Raw genomic sequence first — 17,983 nt, 5'->3', positions numbered from 1 at the left:
CGAGGTTAAGGTCCGGATCCGGCGTTTCCGAGCTGATATTCATGGTCGGCAGAGATCCAGACAAGGCGTGTCCCCCCAGCCTTCAGGTGCATGACCACGAACATGAAGGACGGACACAGTGAGATCAGCCAAGCTGACGTTGGCCCTGGTGTCGATCGCGGCCTCGGCGTCGCTCGTCGCCTGCGGCGGGAGCTCCTCCGGCGGGGCGTCGGACACGGCGGCCTCTCCTGCCGCGGCGACGAACGGGTCCGGCAAGACCGGCAAGGTCTCGGCGAACAACGCGGCCGAGAACGAGATCACCGCGGCGCTCCAGGCAGCCGGGGTGTCCAACCCCGACCGGTGGGCGAAGGAAGTGATGGAATACCGGCCCTACGCCGCGGACGACACCAAGCTCAGCTCGCTGCGCAAGAACCTGGCCAAGCACAAGCCCGGCCAGAAGACCATCGACAAGATCATCTCCGCGTTGACGGTGCCGTAGGCCCCGGCGACGTCGGTCCGGACACCGCGGGCCCGGGCCCCACAGCCCAGGCGACGCACGCCCGGACATCGCAAGCCAGCCCCCGTAAGCCCGGGCGCCACAGGCCCCCGGCAGGGCGCCGGGCGTAGAACGCTCTCACGGGGAAGGGAACCCGTGTGACCGCAAGTCGCCGGCGGCTCCGGCGGACGACGGACCGCTACCAGTGGGAGAAGGACCGCGCGCTCCTGCCGGAGGACGAGCGTCGCCGGGCCGGCGCGGCCGAACGGGACACCGGGCTGCCCCGTGAAGAGCTGGAGTTCTCCACGGAGTTCGGCTCGGCCCCGGCCGATGCCGAGCTGGCCCGGTGGTTCGGCGTGCCCGAGGGCACGCGGATGTTGTGCCGCTCGTACCGGACCTGGGCCCGCGGGGAGAGCGCGCCGCTGAGCCTGGTCAGATCCTGGCTCGTGTACGACATGGTGGCCGCCAATCCCGCTCTCCTCTCTCCGGAGAACGAGCCCTGGCCGGGCGGGACGCCACACCAGCTCTCCACGATCGGCATCGAGATCGACCGCGTCGTGGACGAGGTCACCGTACGGCTCCCGCGGTCGGAGGAGACCGAGATCCTCGACGTGGCCGTCGGCGTTCCCGTGCTGGTGCTGCGCAAGACGTCGATCGACACCATGGGGCGCGTGGTCGAGGTGGCCGAGTGCGTCCTCCCCGGCGACCGGGCGGAGATCGTCTCCACGACCCGGCTGGCGCCGTGGCCCAAGCGCTGTCGATAACGAGCCGGTTCCGGTTCCCTTCCGTCATTGCCGCGCGGGGTCGCCCCCTCCTATAAAGCCTCTCGTCGGACGACGTGGACGCGGGCGTGGAGGCGGGACATGGAGCAGGAATCACGCAGCCGCGAGGCCGGAACGCTCCAAGGGGCGGCAGGAACGGCAGCGGGCACGGCAGCGGGCATCGCGGTCCGGGTGACAGCGGGGGCGGCGGTTGCCGCCGCGCTGGTCGCCGCGCTGTGTGCGGGATTGTCGGCAGGTGCCGTCGCCCGCCTGCTCATGCGGGCCATCGCGCTCGCCATCGGCACCGAGAGCAGGTTCTCGCCCGCCGGGACGGCCGGGATCCTCCTCGTCTTCGTCGTGCTTGCCGTACCTGCCGCCGCGACCGCGCTCGCACGCCCGGCCGTACAGCGGGCGGGCCGGTGGGTGACGGCGGCGGTCACGGGGTGGGCCGCGGCACGGACCGGCTTCGCGGACGCCCAGGCGCTTCTCCTCGCCGACGACGGGCGGCTGCCGCTGCTCGCCGCGCTCGCCGTCGCCTTCGGCGCGCTGGTCGTCGCCCACGGGCGGCTCGCCCAGCATCTGACCCGGCGTCTCGCGTACCGCCTGGCCCGCCGCCGGGCGCGGGCCATGACCTGACCCGGTCGATACCATCGGAGCCATGACGCCGCACGAGGCCGACGTGTTCCGCGCACGGCCCGCCAGAGCACGATCGCGCACATTCGGCGTGCTGGGCATGATCGCGGTCGGCGGGGGGCTGGGCAGCATCGCGCGCTACCTCGTCGGCTCCGCGATACCGGCCGGAGCGAGTGGCTTCCCGTGGGGGACGCTGGTCGTCAACGTGACCGGTTGCTTCGTGCTGGGCGTGCTGATGGTGTTCGTACTCCAGGTATGGCCGCCGCGCCGGTACGTCCGGCCGTTCCTCGGCGTGGGCTTCCTCGGCGGGTACACCACCTTCTCCACCGTCATGGTCGAGATCACGCGGCTGTCCGCGGCGACGGCGGTGACCTACGCGGCGGCCAGCCTCGCCGCCGGGCTGGCCGCGGTCTGGTGCGGCATGACGATCGCCCGCCTCGCCACCCGCCTCCCGGTACGGCGGAACGCCCAGGAGGAGGCGTGATGAGACTGCACGGCGAAGCCTGCCGGTTGACGATCTACATCGGCGAGACCGACCAGTACCACCACCGGCCGCTCTACACCGAGATCGTGCATCGCGCGCACCGGAAGGGCCTGGCCGGGGCGAGCGTGTTCCGGGGCATCGAGGGGTTCGGCGCGTCGTCGCTCATCCACACCAGCAGGCTGCTCTCCATGGGCGAGGACCTGCCGCTCGCGATCGTCATCGTGGATACCGAGGAACGGATCACCGATTTCGTCTCGGAGCTGGACGAGCTGGTCACCGAAGGCCTGGTCACCGTGGAGCCGGTCGAGGTCTACCGATACGTCGGGCGCCGGGCGTGACCCTTCTGCTGATCTTTCTCGGCGGCGCGGTGGGCGCACCGACCCGATATCTGATCGACCGGATGGTCCAGCGGTGGCACGACACCGTGTTCCCCTGGGGGACGTTCGCGGTCAACATCGCCGGCTCGTTCGTCCTCGGGTTCATCGTCGGAGCCCAGCCCGGCGGCGTGATCATGACCCTGGCCGCGACCGGCTTCTGCGGCGCGCTGACCACGTTCAGCACGCTGGGGTTCGAGACCGTACGGCTGCTGGAGGAGGGGTCGTTCGCGGAAGCGGCCCTGAACGCCGTCGGCAGCCTGCTGGCCGGGATCCTGGCCGCGTTCGCCGGGTACGGCCTGGCCGTACATCTCCTATGAGATCTGGGGTTCCGCGCAGAAGACGGTGCCCTCGCCGGAGATGGTGACCGGCCCCTCGGACGCGGGGACGTACGCCGAGTCCCCTGGACGCAGCTTCACCTCGTCTCCTGCCCGCACCACGCCGTCGGTGCAGAGCAGGATCCTCGGCAGGGAACCGGGGAGCGTGCGGCCGTCACCCGGCGTGATCCTGCGGAGCAGGAATTCGGGACACGGCGGCACGTAGGCGTCATCGTCCGGCTCGACGGGCAGCGGCACGGCGGACGCGTCGGTGATCCGCAGCAGCTCGTCCACGTCGATCGGCTTGCCGGTCAGCCCGGCGCGCAGGACGTTGTCGGAGCTGCCCATGATCTCGACGCCGAACCCGGAGAGGTAGCAGTGCAGCACGCCCGCCCCGAGGTACATCGCCTGGCCGGGTTCGAGCTCGTGCCTGCGCATCAGCAGCGGCGCCAGGACGAGGGGGTCCTCGGGGAACAGCCGCGACAGCCGCTTGATCAGCTCGTAGTCCGGCTGGTGGACGGCCGAGGCGGCCCAGACGATCGACTGGACCAGGTCCGCCCGGGAGCAGGGCAGGTCGAGCAGCACGCGTAACCCGCCGAGCATGTCACCGTCGGCCAGCCGCGCGACGACGGGCTTCAACGCCGCCACGCCGAGCCGCTCGACGAGCATCGCGGCCTGCTCGGGGGTGCGCAGGCCGGCGAGCGCGGAGAACGGCGTGAGCGCGCAGATCAGCTCCGGCTTCGGCCAGGGGTCGCAGTAGTTCCGGTCTCCCCTGGCGTAGCCCTCGGCCGCCTGCTCCGCGGTGGGATGCACCTGGAGGGAGAGCGGGCGGTCCACCGCGATCAGCTTCAGCAGGTACGGCAGGCGTTCGCCGAACCGCTCGACCGACGGCCGTCCCAGCTCGGACACCGGGTCGGCGGTGATCGTCTCGACGAGGGTCACCTCGGTCCCGTCCCGCGTGAGCCGCGACGGGCCGGAAGGGTGGGCGCCGAACCACATCTCGGCCTCGGGACCCGACGCGGTCCTCCCGGTCAGCCCCGCGATGGCGGTACGGGAACCCCAGTCATAGGGCTTGATCGGGTTGGTCAGCAGATCCATCTCGACTTCCTCGGTGGTGGGGGAGGCCGGGCTCACTCTGCCCGGACACGCTCAACGACGAATGAACCCGGGTTGAACCCCATGCGCATTCCTCGCTCGTCAGGTCGATCCGCACCGTCGTGGACGGCCCATGCTACCGAGAGATCCCACGTTTCACGGCGTACGCGGGACGGCGGCACGGGCAGCGTCACAGCGGCACTGTCACAGCGGCACTGTCACAGCGGCACTGTCACAGCGGCACTGTCACGGCGGCAGCGCCAGCGCGGCGGCGCCGTACAGGCCGGCGTCCCTGGCGAGTGTGGTCGGCGCGACACGCAGGCGGCGCAGGAAGCCGAGCCCGGCCTCCCGCGCGATCGCCTGCCGCACGGGGTCGAGCAGCGTTGGCCCGGCCGCGGACACCCCGCCCCCGATGACAACGTTGTCAAGATCGAAGAGGGCCGCCGCGCTGAGTATCGCCGTGCCGAGCGCGTCCGCCGCCCGTTGGAAGGCCAGCCGAGCGATCGGGTTCCCGCGCGCCGCGTCCCGCGCGAGCAGCCTGGCATCGGGTGTCCCGGCAACGAGGGTGTCTCGCGCGTCCGCGGTGTCCGGAGCGTCGGCGGCGGCCAGAGCGCCCGGAGCGGCTTGCGCGCCAGGAGCGCCGGGGGCGGCCGGAGCGTCGGGAGCGACGCCGTCCGGGATCCAGCCGCGAGCCAGGGCCCAGCGGACCATGCTCGGCCCGCTGGCGAAGGTCTCCACGCACCCCGCCCCGCCGCAGGGGCACGGCTCGCCGCCCCTGTCGACGGTGATGTGGCCGATGTGCCCGGCGTTCCCCGTCGGCCCCAGGTACGGAACGCCGTCGATGACCAGGCCGCCGCCCACACCTGTGGACACCACGATGCCCAGCAGGTTCCGGTACGGCTCACGCCCCGGCCGCCCGCGCCACCACTCCCCGAGCGCCATGCACTGCGCGTCGCCCGCGAGCCGGACCGGCACCCCCGGCACCAGCTCGCCGACGGCTTCGGCCAGGGGAAAATCACGCCAGAGCGGGATGTTGACCGGGCTGACCGTGCCCGCGACGGCGTCCAGCGGCCCGGCGGAGCCGATGCCCACGCCCGCCAGACCGGGGACGGCGACGAGCCGGACGACCTCGTCCAGCGTGGCCGCCGGGTCCGGCCCTACCGGTATCTCGGCCCGCGCGGACATGGACCCGTCCTCGCGGACCAGCGCCGCGGCGAACTTGGTCCCACCGATGTCGAGCGCGAGGACGACCCGCCGCGAAGCCGTCACGGCCGGGCCTCGTTGACGCAGCGCAGCACCGGATGGCGGGTGAGCGCGTCGCGGTCCAGATCGCTCCCGGAGATCTGGAACACCGCGGTCTCACCCGGGAGCAGCGTGACGAGCTGGTCGTCCACGGTCGCCAGGGGGTCGAGCCGGTCCGGGAAGATCGCCAGCTCGCGCACGACGGTACGCGCGGTGACGCTGACCCGCAGGCCGCCCTCGGCCTCCTCGACCGCCGTGTCGTACTCGGCCACCGGGTAGCCGACAGCGGGATCCTCCTCGAAGAACCGCAGCGCGCGGACCCCGTCCAGTGTCGCGACCAGCACCTCTCCCGGACCGCCCGGCCGGGTGACCACGGCGGGCGGCTCCCACGTGGTCACCCCGCGCGGCGGGACCGCGACCCGGTGGCGCTCCTTGGCGAGGATCTCCCCGCCGAGGGACCGGCGGACGACTTCCAGCTCGCCGGTCCATTCCTCTCCGGTGTCGTTGACCACGGCGACCGAGGAGTCCTGGAACGTGAGCAGCCGGTCGGCGTACGCCCGGCGCATCGCGTACCAGAGGGGCTTGCGCCGCGCGTCGCCGTCCACGGCCGCCCACGAGGTGACCGGCCAGCAGTCGTTGAGCTGCCAGACGATCGTGCCCATGCAGTACGGCGCGAGCGCGCGGAACCGTTCGACGCCGAAGGCCATCGCCCTGGCCTGGTTGAGCTGGGTGTAGTAGTGCCAGTCGTCGAAGCCCTCCGGCCGGGGCAGGTGGGCGCCGAGGCCACCCAGCAGCTTCTCGTTGCCGTCGATCGCCTTCTGGTGGTGCTTGACTCCCGGCGAGACCGGCGTCAGCGGGTCGTCGCGCACCGCCCGCCGCAGGGTCGCGTACGCCGGAGGGCCCTGGAAACCGAACTCGGCCACGAACCGCGGCGTGTAGGCCGCGTAGTGGGTGTAGTCGTGGGAGTTCCACACGGTCCAGATGTGTACGGTCCCCTTGGCCGGGTCGTTCGGTGGCAGGTCGGGGGCGCCGGAATAGGGGCTGCCCGGCCAGTACGGTCGGGTCGGGTCGAGCTCGGCCACGATCTTCGGCAGCAGGTCGTAGTAGAAACCGGCGCCCCAGCTGCGGCCGTCGAGCGAGTCCTGCCATCCCCAGTCGGCGTGGCCCTCGATGTTCTCGTTGTTGCCGCACCAGATGGCCAGGCTGGGATGCCCGGCCAGGCGGGCCACGTGCTGGCGTGCCTCGGCCTCCACCTCCTGGGTGAACGGCTCCTCCTCGGGATAGGCCGCGCAGGCGAACGGGAAGTCCTGCCATACCAGCAGCCCGAGATCGTCGGCGAGGGCGTAGAAGTCCTCGCTCTCGTACATGCCGCCGCCCCAGACGCGCAGGGTGTTCGCGCCCGCGCCGATCGCCTGGCCGAACCGCTCCGCGAGCCGCTCCCTGGTGATCCGGCTGGGAAAGCAGTCGTCGGGGATCCAGTTGAAGCCCTTGACGAACACCGGTGTGCCGTTGACGACGAGGGTGAAGGCGTCGTCCGATCGGTCCAGTGCGACCGACCTGAAGCCGATCTCCTTCGTCCAGACGTCGTCGCCGTCGCCGAGCTGGACGGTCAGCGGGTAGAGCGGCTGCCCGCCGTACCCGCGCGGCCACCACAGCTCGGGCTCCGGCACGGCCAGGGTGACGACCGCGGTCCTCTCACCCGGCGCGAGCCGTACGGACTCGGTGACGCCGGCCACGCCCGCGGTCACGGTGAGCGGGACCTGCGCGGCGCGGTCCACGGTGACGTGGACGTCCACCCGCCCGTCGGGACCGTCGAGCGTGACGAGAGGTCGGACCTCGGCGAGCCGGGCGGTGCTCCAGGTGTGGATGCCGATCGGCCGCCAGATCCCGGCGGTCACCAGTGTGGGCCCCCAGTCCCAGCCGAAGTTGCAGGCCATCTTCCTGATGAACTGGTACGGCTCGGTGTACGCGCCCGGCCGGTTCCCGAGGGCGGCGCGCTGCTCCTCCGCGTAGCCGTACGGGGCCTCGAAGAGCACCTTCAGCGTGTTCTCGCCCTCGCGCAGCAGGTGCCGGACGGAGAAGCGGTACGACCGGTGCATGTTGGCGGTGGTCCCCACCTGGATGCCGTTCAGCACGATCGTGGCGACCGTGTCCAGGCCCTCGCACACCAGGTCGGCCCGCTCGTCGGCGGTCCCCGTCCAGGTGAAGGTGGTCTCGTAGGCCCAGTCGGTACGGCCCACCCAGGTCAGCCGGTCCTCGTTGTCATCGAGATAGGGGTCGTCGATGATGCCCGCGGCGAGCAGGTCGGTGTGGACGCAGCCGGGAACGGCCGCCGGGACTCCGGCCACCACCGGCCGGTGCTGCCCGGTGGAGGACACGGCGGTGACGGTCCAGCCGTCGTGCAGCGGGTGGTACGAGCTCACGCTGTCTCCTTCGCGGCGGGACACGCGCCGGATCCGGCGCATGCCACGTAGTGCTCCTTCTCCGCCTCGGCCAGATCCGAACGCACCGGGGTGTCCGGGGCGCGGTCGTGGAACGGGCAGGGGGTCTGTCCGGCGGCCGGCTCCTCGTCCGCCCATTTGGTGTGCAGCCGGGGGACGGAGTCAAGCAGCGTCCGCGTGTAGGGGTGCAGCGGATTGCCGAAGACGCGGTCGGTCGGGCCCATCTCGGCGATCCTCCCCCGGCGCAGCACCACGGTCCGGTCGCTGACGTAGTTGCCGAGCGACAGGTCGTGGGTGACGAAAAGAATGCCCAGCCCGCGCGCCCGCAGGTCGCCGAGCAGGTTGAGCACGTCGATGCGGGTGGACGCGTCGAGCATGCTGATGATCTCGTCGGCGACCAGCAGGCGGATGTCGAGCATCAGCGCGCGGGCGATCAGCATGCGCTGGAGCTGGCCGCCGCTGAGCTGGTGGGGATACTTGCCGAGCACCTGGCCAGGGTCGAGCCGCACACCGTCGAGCGAGGACTCCACCCGGTCGCGCCACTCCGCCCGGCCCATCTCGGGGAAGTACTCCTGCTTGATCATCGCGAACACTCGGTCGGCCTTGAAGACCGGGTTGTAGCAGCTGAACGGGTCCTGGAAGACGCCCTGGACCTGCCGGTAGTACGCCTTGCGCGACCGGATGGCCGAGACGTCCGTCCCGTCGAAGGTGATCGTCCCCTCGCTGGCGGGGGTGAGGCGCAGCACCATGCGGCCCAGCGTGCTCTTGCCGCTGCCGCTCTCGCCGATGAGGGACACCACCTCGCCGGGGTTGACGTCGAAGCTGACGCCGGAGACCGCGCGCAGCTCACGGCCGCCGAAGGCGCCGACCCGGTAGATCTTGGAGACACCGTCGAGTCGCAGCATCACGCGGCCTTCCAGCAGGCGACGGAGTGGCCCGGCGCGACCTCGGTGAACGGTGGCTGCTCCGCGCACCGGTCGAACGCGAGCGGGCAGCGGTCGCGGAACCGGCAGCCCTCCGGGGGGTCGAGCAGGGACGGCGGGCTGCCCGGGATGCCGCTGAGCCGTTTGTCCGCCTGCCGTACGCCGACCTCGGGCAGCGAGGAGATCAGCAGCCGGGTGTACGGGTGCCGAGGCTCGGTGACGATCACGTCGGCGGGGGCCTTCTCGGCCAGCCGCCCCGCGTACATCACCATGATCGTGTCGGCGATCTGGTACACGAGCGAGATGTCGTGCGTGACGACGATCATGCTGGTCACGAGGCCCGTGTCGCGCAGGCCGAGGAGCGTCCGGGCCACCGCCTTCTGGCTGGACACGTCCAGCGCGGAGGTGACCTCGTCGGCGATGAGCAGCGAGGGGTTCAGCAGCGTGGAGACGACCATGACCACTCGCTGCTTCATCCCGCCGGACAGCTCGATCGGGTAGCGGCCGAGCACGTCGCGGGACAGTCCCACCAGCTCCAGACGGCGTTCCAGCTCGGCCGGGTCCAGCCGTTCGCCCCGGGACGCCAGCAGCTCGGCGACCATCTTGCCGATCTTCCTGGTGGGGTTCAGCGCGCTCATGGAGTACTGCGGGATGACCGACACCTCGCTGAAGCGGAACCGGTCCATGGCCGCCGAGTCGCCGACGGGCAGTTCGACGCCGTCCAGCTCGACCGTGCCGCCCACGTGGCGCATCCGGCCGTCCAGGCGGATCAGGCTCTTGCCGAGCGTGGACTTGCCCGACCCGGACTCGCCGGCCAGGCCCATGATCTCGCCGTCGGCGACCGTGAACGAGACGCCGTCGAGCGCCTTCACCTCGCCGCGCAGCGTCCGGTAGTGGACCCGGAGGTCGGTGACCGTCAGGGACACGTCACATCTCCCTCAGCTTGGGGTTGAAGACCTCGTCCAGCCCGACGTTCATGACATAGAGCGCGCCGACGATGGCCGTGATCCCGGCTCCCGGCGGGATGAACCACCACCACATGCCAAGATGCAGGGCGCTCCACCGGGCCGCGTTGTTGAGCATCAGCCCGAGGGAGACGCCCTGGGTCGGGCCGAGCCCGATGAAGTCGAGCGAGGCCGCGATCAGGATCGACCCGCCGAAAAGCAGGATGAACGTCATGAACAGGTAGGAGCTCATGTTCGGCGCGATCTCCCTGACGATGATCTTCGGGGTGCGCACGCCGCTGAGCCTGGCCAGGTCCACGAAGTCGCGCGAGCGCAGCGAGAACGTCTGCGCCCGGATCGCTCGCGCCGCCCACGGCCACGACGTCAGCCCGATGAACAGCGCCTGCACCCCGACGCTCCGCACCCCCAGGTACGCGTTGACGATCAGGAGGACGACCAGCGCGGGCAGCACCAGGACGATATTGGTGATCATGTTGAGGATCTCGTCGACCAGCCCGCCCCGGTATCCGGCGGTGAACCCCACCGCCATCCCGATGACGGCGGCCAGGCCCCCGCCGAGGAGCCCGACCAGGAACGTGGCGCGCAGGCCGTACGCGAACTGGGCGAAGACGTCCTGGCCGAAGGTCGTGGTGCCGAACCAGTACTCCCCCGACGGCGCGGACGCCGCGGGCCCGACGTAGTCGTTCGGGCCGTAGTCGATGGTCAGCGGCACGAGCAGCGCGGCCAGCAGGAACACCAGGACGACGACCAGTCCGGCGACCAGCTTGCCGTTGCGCAGCGCGAAGTACAGCGCCTCACGGCGCGGGGCCCGGACGGTCACCACAGCGGCGGGCCCGGCCGCTGTCACGGCGGCGGACCCCGCGGCGGACCCGGCGGCCGTCACCGCGGCGGACTCGGCCACGGACTCGGCCACGGACTCGGCCACGGACTCAGGGGGCTCGGCGGTCACGCGGCTTCTCCCATCCCGATCCTGGTACGCGGATCGACCACGACGTACGCGACGTCGATGACGAAGTTGGCGATCAGCACGCCGATGACGATGAAGAGGAAGGTCCCCTGGAGCAGGAAGAAGTCCTGGTTCTGGATGGCCTTGAGGATCAGGTGCCCGAGGCCCGGATAGGAGAAGACGATCTCGGTCACCAGTGCCCCGGCCACCAGCACGCCGAGTTGCAGGGCGAGCCCGGTGATCTGCGGCAGGATCGCGTTCCTGAAGGCGTACCGCCGTACCAGCCGCCGGGACGCGCCGAGCGACTGGAGGTAGTGGACGTAGTCCGCCTCCAGCTCGTAGATGATCATGTTGCGCATGCCGATCGCCCACCCGCCGAAGGCGACCAGGAACAGCGAGGCGAACGGCAGCAGCCAGTGCTCGACGAGGCTCCCGAGGAACTCCCACGACCACGACGGCTCCATCGCGAAGCTGTACGCCCCGGCGACCGGCAGGACGCCGGCGACGATGCCCAGCCCCCAGGCGAGCAGGATCGCCAGCCACATGTAAGGGGTCGCGGTCAGCACGTAGCCGACGGGCAGCGCGGTGTTGTCCAGCCATTTCCTGCGGGCCGCGAACGCGCCGAACCGGTTGCCCGCGACCCAGCTGAGCAGGATGGCCGGGACCAGCAGCCCCAGCGTGTACGGCACGGCCCGGACGATGACGTCGGTGACCGGCGTGGGGAACACCCAGATGCTGATGCCCAGGTCGCCCTGGAGCAGGGCCGCCCAGAAGTTGGCGTACTGCTTCCACAGGGGCAGGTCGAATCCGAACAGGTTCGTGTAGTGCGCGCGCATGGCCTCGACGGCCTCCGGCTGCGCGATGTTCGCCCGGGAGAGCATGCTCTGCACGGGGTCACCCGGCATGAACCTCGGGATCATCCAGTTGATCGTGACGGCCACGAAGAACGTGAGACCGTAAATGAGCAGCTTCCTGCCGAAATATCGCCACAAACTGACCTCCCGGTCGCGAAGTGAGCGCCCCCCTCCCGCGGGGAAGGGGGGCGCGAACGGTCAGCCCGCCACCGGCTGGAGTTCGGTCAGCATCAGGACGCCGCCCATCTCCAGCCAGTTGCGCCACACGGTCGGCGCGTACTTCGGCGCGCCGGGCGCGCTGGACGGCCAGTTCTTCCACACCGCGTCGCTGGTCTGCGACCAGAGGCCGTTGTACCAGAGCGGGATCACCGGCATGTCCTGGAGCTGGATCTTCTGCAGCTCGGAGGTGACCTTCTTCATCCCCTCGACGTCATCCGGCTTGACGCCGTCGAGCTGCTGGGCGAGCTCCCACGCCTTCGCGTTCTCGTACCGGCCGAAGTTGACCGTGGTCTGCAGCTTCTGCACCGGTGTGCGGAACAGGTAGTCGTAGTACAGCCAGGGCGTGTTCGCGAGCTGCTTCTCGTTGTTGAGAACCATGTCGAACTTGCCGGAGTTACGGGCGTCCACGAGCGCGTTGTAGTCGGGGAAGTCCGGCTCGACGTTGATCCCGACCGCCTTCGCGCCGGCGCTGATGACGCGGATCGCCTCCATCCAGTCGGTCCACCCGGCCGGGACGATCAGCTTCAGCGAGATCTTGCCGCCGCTCGGCGTCTCGACGAACCCGTCACCGTCGGTGTCCTTGTATCCGGCGTCCGCGAGCAGCTTCTTGGCCTTGGCCGGGTCGTACGAGAAGCCGAGCTGGCTCACCACGCTCTGGTCGACGTACTTGTCCCACTGGGGCAGCAGGCCGGTCGGGTTCGACGCCTTGACCAGGTTGCCGTACACGTTCTCGACGATCTTCTTCGTGTCGACGGAGAAGGCCACCGCCTTGCGGAACTCCGCGTCGTCCATCGGCTTCTTCTTGGTGTTGAGCACCAGCCACGCCGTGTTCGCCGACATCATGTACGGCGGCTCGGGATAGTAGGTCTTGATCCCGAAGTTGCCCTTGACCAGGTTCGCGATGCCCGGCAGGAAGTTGGTGCTCAGGTCGAGGCCCTTCTGGAGCAGCAGCCCCATCGCGACCTCGTTGCTGGAGTTGACGATGTCCACGATGTACTTGGGCTTGACGTCCTTACTCAGGGCCTTCGTCGCCCACCAGCCGTCCCGCTTGACCCACACCATGCGGTCCTGGTCGTGGGACTGGTAGGCGTACGGCCCGGTGCCGACCGGCCGCTCGTTGCTGCCGTTCATCACCTCGTCCTCAGAGCGGCCCTCCCAGAGGTGCTTCGGCACGATCGCCCTGCTGTACAGGTTGTTCGCCCACTGCTGGTAGTTGGCCTTGGTGAAGGTGAACTTCACCGTCTGGGCGTCGACGGCCTCCGCGCTCCGCAACCACGTCCACACCGGGTGGTACGGAACCGTCTCCATCTTGCCGAGCTCGAAGGTGAAGACCACGTCGTCCGCGGTGAGCGGCTTGCCGTCGGACCAGGTCACGCCTTGCCTCAGCTTGAGCGTGTACTCCTTGTCACCCGTCCACTCGCCGCTCTCCGCGAGCCACGGCGTGAACTTGTCGGCGTCCGGGTCGTACAGGAAGAGGGTCTCGTAGACGAGGCCCTTGGTGCCGGTGGCGAAGTCCCACTCCCGCAGTGGGTTCCAGTTCGCCGGAGGGCCCCACTGGGTGCCGCTCGTGTAGAGGGTCTCGTTACGGGGGAACGATCCGCCGGCCGCCGGAGGCGCGGCGCCGTCCGCGGCCTTCGGCGCCTGGGTGTCAGGTGTGCCCGCTCCGCCGCCACCGGAGCACGCGGCGACCAGGCCGGCCGCGAGGAGCGGGATCAGGATCCGCACTCGGTTTCGCATCGTGATTCTCCTTCCCCCTCGCGGATCGCCGCGCGGAGGTCCGAAACAGCTGAAGCCCCGATGGTCGACATGAACCGGTCTAGGTCGTGATACGTGGATCTTCTCGCCCCGCCGCGGCCGCCCGGGACGGCGCCTCGCGGCGTCGTCCCCCACCCACGAGGACTCCTCGCGGGCTCGGGGCTTCCGCGGGGCCCGGAAAAGTCGGCCGGCGGCTCCGCTCCGACCTCCTTCTCCGCCTCGCGAGGCGTCCATTCGGCCGATCCTCGCTTCGGCAGAGATCCACGAACACTCCCTCATGCCCCTTCCGAACGGCGAAGCCCGCCCGTCAGGGCACGGTCAGACGGCGTCACATGACGTTTTCGTCGGTCGGCACCACGCCTTCCCGCCGCCAACGCCCGACGCTGAACCGGATAAGTACCGAGACCGTAAATTCGGTGTGTCTACGGTGTCAATAGCGCCGAGCGTAGGTGTGACATCTCCGAGACATCCGCCGCATGTAGTAAAGTGCTGGCACTAGACCGGTTAACCAAGGGGCCACGTGAGAAGACCGACTATCGCCGACATCGCGCGGCAGGCCGGGGTTTCCAAAGGGGCGGTCTCCTACGCGCTCAACGGCCAGCCCGGCGTGTCCGAGGCGACCAGGGCGCGCATCCTGGCGATCGCCGACGAGATCGGCTGGCAGCCGAACAGCGCCGCCCGCGCGTTGAACGGCGCCCGCGCCGAGGCGGTGGGCCTCGCCCTGTGCCGGCCCGCGCGCTTCCTCGGCATGGAGCCTTTCTTCATGGAGCTGATCAGCGGCATCGAGAGCGAACTGGCCAACCACTCATGCGCCCTGATGCTCCAGGTCGTCCGCGACCACGAGACCGAGATGGCCGTCTACCGGCGCTGGTGGGGAGAGGGCCGGGTCGACGGCGCCATCCTCATCGACCTCCACGTGGACGACCCCCGCGTCCCGGAGATGCAGGCCCTGGGCATGCCGGTTGTCGTGATCGGGCACCCCTCCTCCGCCGGTTCGCTGGTGCCCGTCTGGTCGGACGACGGCGCCGCCATACGCGAGACGGTGGAGTATCTCGCCGCGCTCGGCCACCGGCGTGTCTCGCGCGTCGCCGGGCTGCCGCGGCTGGTGCACACCGTCATCCGCGACCGGGCCTTCGAGGATGTGTGCGCCGAGATCGGGATCACCGAGTCCGTGACCGTGCACACTGACTACACCGGCGAGGAGGGCGCGAGGGCCACCCGCAGGCTGCTCAGCTCATCCCGGCGTCCGACCGCGATCGTCTACGACAACGACATCATGGCGGTGGCCGGCCTGTCCGTCGCCCAGGAGATGCGGCTCAACGTCCCCTCCGACCTGTCCATCGTGGCCTGGGACGACTCCCCGCTCTCCCAGGTGGTCCGCCCTCCGCTGACCGCCCTCACCCGTGACATCCCCGCGTACGGCGCGCACGCCGCACAGCGGCTGCTCGCCCTGATCGACGGCACGGAGACCGGCCCGCTCGAAGACCAGGCCGCCCGTCTCACCCCGCGCGGCAGCACCGCGCCGCCCCCCGAATCCTGACGCGTTCCCCGGACGACGGCGACGACGACGGCGGTCATTCCCCGGCGATCTCCCGTTCGTAGACGGCCAGGGTGTCGATGAACATCTGCCGCTGGTCGGCAGTGAGAGGTTCGAGTGCCTTCCGCCAGGCGGTGGCGCCCTGCCCCAGCCAGCCGTCGATCGCGGCGCGGTGCTCGTCGGCGATGCTCACGATCTTTCTGCGCCGGTCGGCGTCGTCCTCCCGCCGCTCCAGGATGCCCTTGCGGCTCAGCTCGCTCACCATGAGGCTCACGGTCGTCGGCGCGACCTCCAGCCGGGCGGCCAGTTCGTTCACACCCATCGGGCCGTCGAAGAGCAGATAGGCGAGCAGGGACAGGTGCCGGGGCGCGAGAGAGAACGATCGCAGTTCCTCGGGAATCTGGATCCGCTTCACTCGCCCCACCATGCGCGGCATGACCAGCAGCAAGGTGCGAATCGCATCATCGACGCCCAGGCCGGATCCGCCGTCCCCTCGGCCACCGGTTGACATCGCGATCCCTCCCAATTAGCTTTGCATACAAATAAGTTTTGCTTGCAAAGCAAACTCTCCTACTCGGCCGATGCTATCGGAGAGGTCGATCCCATGACAGAGCAGCAACCGGCACCCTCGGACTTCAACCAGCAGGTCATCGCGGAGTTCCGCGCGAACGGCGGCAAGGTCGCCGGCATGTTCGAGGGCGCCCCACTCATCCTCCTCACCACTACCGGCGCCCGGAGTGGCCGCCCCCACACGAACCCCGCGGTCTATTTGCGGGACGGCGCTCGGGTCCTCGTCTTCGGCTCCAACGCGGGCCGCCCGAAGAACCCCGACTGGTATCACAACCTGCGGTCCGAGCCCCGCTGTACCGTCGAGATCGGCACTGTCGACGGACGGGTCGAGAGCTACGCCGCCCGAGCGGAGCCGATCGAGGGTGAGGAACGCGACCGGCTCTACCAAATCCAATGCGAACTCGACCCGGCGTTCACGGCCTACCAGGCCGGAACCTCGCGCACCATCCCCGTGATCGCACTGCACCGCGTCGATCTCTCAGCGGGCGCGGAGCAGAGCCGGCGGAACCACGCGATCGCTCAGTTCCTCGTACGCGTACACGATGAGTTGCGCGGTGAACTCGCCGCGATCCGTAAGGATGTCGACGACTACTTCGCTGATCAGCACCTCACCGAGAAGGCGCTGCCGTCCGGCTCCCGGCGACCGCGGCTGGACCGGAAGCTGGCCCAGCACTGCCTGCTCTTCTGCGACGCGCTCCACGGCCATCACACCAACGAGGACGGTGCCTTCGCCGACTTCGAGAAGCAGTTCCCCGAACTCGCCCCTGCGCTGGACCGGCTCCGCCGAGAGCACCGTCTGGTGGCGCAGGCGGTGACCGATCTCCAGGCACTTCTCACTCGACTCACTCCCGGAACCGATCCCCTCGAAGCCGACTCCCTCGAAACCGCTGCCCCCGAAACCACCACACCAGAACCCCTCACCGTTGGGACCACCACCCCCGAACCCCATACCTTCGGAACCACCACCCCCCAACGCGACACGCCACGAACCACCACCCCCGAACCGCGCGCCTTCGGAACCACCGCCCAACCCGGCACTCACGGAGCCCCCGCCACCGAATCCCCCAGCTCCGGAACCACCACCACCCGCCCCGGCGCTCACCAGACCACCACCGCTCAACCGGGCGCTCCCGGAACCACATCCCCCGAAACGCGCGCCTTCGGGACCACCACCATCGGATCTCGGGCCTCTGAAACCAACGCAGCCGATGCCGAGACGTTCCGGGCCGAGCTCGAACGGCTGGCCTCCAGCCTGGAAGAGCACTTCGCATACGAGGAAGCGCAGCTCCTGCCAGCGCTGACACGAACCCTCAAGATCAGCTGATCACCGAGGCCCGCTCGAGCAACCGGTCGTGGCGGACTTGATCCCGTGCTCTCCTGCAGGGCACGCCGCTGGTCCCCTCCTCTCCTGCGACACACGCCGCTGGCCCCACGCTCTTCTGCGACTGGCGCCCTTGCTTCCATCGCCACCTGCGACGCACGCCGTTGATTCCACGGTCACCTGCGGCAGTCGTCGTCAGCCCTGGTCACCTGTGGCGCACGCATTCGCCCCGATCCGCTGCGGGCGGTCGTCGTTGATCCCATGGTCAGCTGCGGTAGGGCCGAGGGATCCGGACATCCCGAACCACCATGTCAGGACATGCGATGAACCGATGGAGTCCGGTACATCCGCACATCCAGGTACATCCGCACAGGTAGGTCCGCATGTCCTGGTAGGTCCGGGCATGCCGGCAGGGTCCGGACACCTGACAGGACAGGGCAATCCTGACAGGACCGGACACCCTGGCAGGACGGACATCCTGATGGGGTCCGGATGCCTCCGGTATCAACTGCTCTGTCGCAGCCACCGTCACCGGCCCTGTCCCTGTCACGGTCCCTGTCACGGTCCCTGTCACGGTCACTGTCACGGTCACTGTCTGCGGGCCCAGGCTCGGGGGCGGTGCTTGGGATAACGATGGAAACGCATCGTCACCGTGCCGTCCGGCTGGTCGATGACCTCAACCTTGTCCGGGTGACGAGACTTCCACTTGTTGTCAGGCGCGCACAACGGCGCGAGGTTACCCAGATCAGTACGGCCACTGGGATACCACGGCTCGATATGGTCGATCTCGGCCAGATACGCTGGCACGTCACAGCCCTCACGGCAGCAGTACCGGTACCGGGCGATGATCGCCTCCCGCTGGTCGGCGGACGCCAGACGACGGGAACGGCCGAAGTCGGTGACGATCCCCCGCGCGTCGCGGAGCACCCGCCGCAGTTCGGCGGTGTAGGCCATCCGGCGGGCGTCGGCGGCGGGAATGGCGGTGCCGTCCTCCAGATGGGCGGGGGCGTCGGATTCGCCGGTGAGGGTCTGCTCGGTCACCTGCACGTGCAAGACGGTACGGCGTCCGCC

At 69.7% G+C, this 17,983-nt stretch carries 18 protein-coding genes; 8 read left to right on the top strand and 10 right to left on the bottom strand.

Annotated features, from left to right (window positions below; all coding sequences use genetic code 11):
* Positions 1–118 precede the first annotated feature (118 nt).
* From AB0I59_RS29170 to crcB (AB0I59_RS29145), 6 genes are all read left to right on the top strand, one after another.
* Positions 119–478, top strand: coding sequence for a hypothetical protein (locus AB0I59_RS29170; protein WP_061261599.1), 360 nt, complete (start codon positions 119–121; stop codon positions 476–478).
* Positions 479–633: 155 nt separating this feature from the next.
* Complete coding sequence (locus tag AB0I59_RS29165; protein ID WP_358138004.1) at positions 634–1,239, top strand: UTRA domain-containing protein; 606 nt, start codon at positions 634–636, stop codon at positions 1,237–1,239.
* Positions 1,240–1,338: 99 nt separating this feature from the next.
* Positions 1,339–1,872, top strand: coding sequence for a hypothetical protein (locus AB0I59_RS29160; RefSeq protein ID WP_358138001.1), 534 nt, complete (start codon positions 1,339–1,341; stop codon positions 1,870–1,872).
* Positions 1,873–1,894: 22 nt separating this feature from the next.
* Positions 1,895–2,353, top strand: coding sequence for a fluoride efflux transporter CrcB (gene crcB / locus AB0I59_RS29155; RefSeq protein ID WP_358137998.1), 459 nt, complete (start codon positions 1,895–1,897; stop codon positions 2,351–2,353).
* Positions 2,353–2,691 carry a DUF190 domain-containing protein gene (locus AB0I59_RS29150; RefSeq protein ID WP_228646666.1) on the top strand — a complete coding sequence of 113 codons (339 nt, stop codon included), beginning with the start codon at positions 2,353–2,355 and terminating at the stop codon, positions 2,689–2,691. Before crcB (AB0I59_RS29155) ends, AB0I59_RS29150 begins: the two co-directional genes overlap by 1 nt.
* The gene (gene crcB, locus AB0I59_RS29145) at positions 2,688–3,047 is read left to right on the top strand and encodes a fluoride efflux transporter CrcB (protein WP_061261604.1); all 360 of its coding nucleotides are present in this window, start codon (positions 2,688–2,690) and stop codon (positions 3,045–3,047) included. The genes AB0I59_RS29150 and crcB (AB0I59_RS29145) overlap by 4 nt, the downstream gene beginning before the upstream one ends.
* Here crcB (AB0I59_RS29145) and manA read toward each other — a convergent pair.
* From manA to AB0I59_RS29105, 8 genes are all read right to left on the bottom strand, one after another.
* Positions 3,042–4,142, bottom strand: coding sequence for a mannose-6-phosphate isomerase, class I (manA, locus tag AB0I59_RS29140; RefSeq protein WP_061261605.1), 1,101 nt, complete (start codon positions 4,140–4,142; stop codon positions 3,042–3,044). The genes crcB (AB0I59_RS29145) and manA overlap by 6 nt on opposite strands.
* Before the next feature lie 243 nt (positions 4,143–4,385).
* Positions 4,386–5,408 carry an ROK family protein gene (locus tag AB0I59_RS29135; protein ID WP_358137994.1) on the bottom strand — a complete coding sequence of 341 codons (1,023 nt, stop codon included), beginning with the start codon at positions 5,406–5,408 and terminating at the stop codon, positions 4,386–4,388.
* The gene (locus AB0I59_RS29130) at positions 5,405–7,804 is read right to left on the bottom strand and encodes a glycoside hydrolase family 2 protein (protein WP_358137991.1); all 2,400 of its coding nucleotides are present in this window, start codon (positions 7,802–7,804) and stop codon (positions 5,405–5,407) included. The genes AB0I59_RS29135 and AB0I59_RS29130 overlap by 4 nt, the downstream gene beginning before the upstream one ends.
* The gene (locus AB0I59_RS29125; protein ID WP_061261615.1) at positions 7,801–8,727 is read right to left on the bottom strand and encodes an ABC transporter ATP-binding protein; all 927 of its coding nucleotides are present in this window, start codon (positions 8,725–8,727) and stop codon (positions 7,801–7,803) included. The genes AB0I59_RS29130 and AB0I59_RS29125 overlap by 4 nt, the downstream gene beginning before the upstream one ends.
* Entirely contained in the window at positions 8,727–9,671 is a 945-nt protein-coding gene (locus AB0I59_RS29120) for an ABC transporter ATP-binding protein (RefSeq protein WP_061261608.1), read from the bottom strand. The genes AB0I59_RS29125 and AB0I59_RS29120 overlap by 1 nt, the downstream gene beginning before the upstream one ends.
* Position 9,672: 1 nt before the next feature.
* On the bottom strand, positions 9,673–10,557 hold the full coding sequence (locus AB0I59_RS29115) for an ABC transporter permease (protein ID WP_358138258.1): 885 nt from the start codon (positions 10,555–10,557) through the stop codon (positions 9,673–9,675).
* A 98-nt stretch (positions 10,558–10,655) separates the two neighbouring features.
* On the bottom strand, positions 10,656–11,648 hold the full coding sequence (locus tag AB0I59_RS29110) for an ABC transporter permease (protein WP_061261609.1): 993 nt from the start codon (positions 11,646–11,648) through the stop codon (positions 10,656–10,658).
* Between the two features lie 60 nt (positions 11,649–11,708).
* Positions 11,709–13,466, bottom strand: a complete 1,758-nt coding sequence (locus AB0I59_RS29105; protein ID WP_061261610.1) for an ABC transporter substrate-binding protein — start codon at positions 13,464–13,466, stop codon at positions 11,709–11,711.
* Positions 13,467–14,004: 538 nt separating this feature from the next.
* Between AB0I59_RS29105 and AB0I59_RS29100 the strand changes: the two genes are divergently transcribed.
* Entirely contained in the window at positions 14,005–15,024 is a 1,020-nt protein-coding gene (locus AB0I59_RS29100) for a LacI family DNA-binding transcriptional regulator (RefSeq protein ID WP_358137986.1), read from the top strand.
* Between the two features lie 34 nt (positions 15,025–15,058).
* Here the strand turns inward: AB0I59_RS29100 and AB0I59_RS29095 are convergent, their stop codons facing one another.
* Entirely contained in the window at positions 15,059–15,532 is a 474-nt protein-coding gene (locus AB0I59_RS29095; RefSeq protein ID WP_061261612.1) for a MarR family winged helix-turn-helix transcriptional regulator, read from the bottom strand.
* A 93-nt stretch (positions 15,533–15,625) separates the two neighbouring features.
* Between AB0I59_RS29095 and AB0I59_RS29090 the strand changes: the two genes are divergently transcribed.
* Positions 15,626–16,915, top strand: a complete 1,290-nt coding sequence (locus AB0I59_RS29090) for a nitroreductase/quinone reductase family protein (protein WP_358137983.1) — start codon at positions 15,626–15,628, stop codon at positions 16,913–16,915.
* Positions 16,916–17,500: 585 nt separating this feature from the next.
* On the opposite strand, the gene AB0I59_RS29085 is transcribed toward AB0I59_RS29090, so the two are convergent.
* On the bottom strand, positions 17,501–17,983 hold a 483-nt coding region (locus tag AB0I59_RS29085; protein ID WP_358137980.1), incomplete at its 5' end, for an HNH endonuclease signature motif containing protein.

Origin of the sequence: Microtetraspora glauca (assembly GCF_040656155.1) — a bacterium.
In the GTDB taxonomy this organism is placed as follows: domain Bacteria; phylum Actinomycetota; class Actinomycetes; order Streptosporangiales; family Streptosporangiaceae; genus Microtetraspora; species Microtetraspora glauca.
The sequence above is the reverse complement of the archived record's forward strand: the minus strand, read 5'-3'. Positions and strand labels throughout refer to the sequence as shown.

Coding starts and splice junctions, on each gene's coding strand:
- AB0I59_RS29125 (WP_061261615.1), bottom strand. CDS start 8,727: ATGCTGCGACTCGACGGTGTCTCCAAGATCTACCGGGTCGGCGCCTTC.
- AB0I59_RS29090 (WP_358137983.1), top strand. CDS start 15,626: ATGACAGAGCAGCAACCGGCACCCTCGGACTTCAACCAGCAGGTCATC.
- AB0I59_RS29150 (WP_228646666.1), top strand. CDS start 2,353: ATGAGACTGCACGGCGAAGCCTGCCGGTTGACGATCTACATCGGCGAG.
- AB0I59_RS29160 (WP_358138001.1), top strand. CDS start 1,339: ATGGAGCAGGAATCACGCAGCCGCGAGGCCGGAACGCTCCAAGGGGCG.
- AB0I59_RS29095 (WP_061261612.1), bottom strand. CDS start 15,532: ATGTCAACCGGTGGCCGAGGGGACGGCGGATCCGGCCTGGGCGTCGAT.
- crcB (WP_358137998.1), top strand. CDS start 1,895: ATGACGCCGCACGAGGCCGACGTGTTCCGCGCACGGCCCGCCAGAGCA.
- AB0I59_RS29105 (WP_061261610.1), bottom strand. CDS start 13,466: ATGCGAAACCGAGTGCGGATCCTGATCCCGCTCCTCGCGGCCGGCCTG.
- manA (WP_061261605.1), bottom strand. CDS start 4,142: ATGGATCTGCTGACCAACCCGATCAAGCCCTATGACTGGGGTTCCCGT.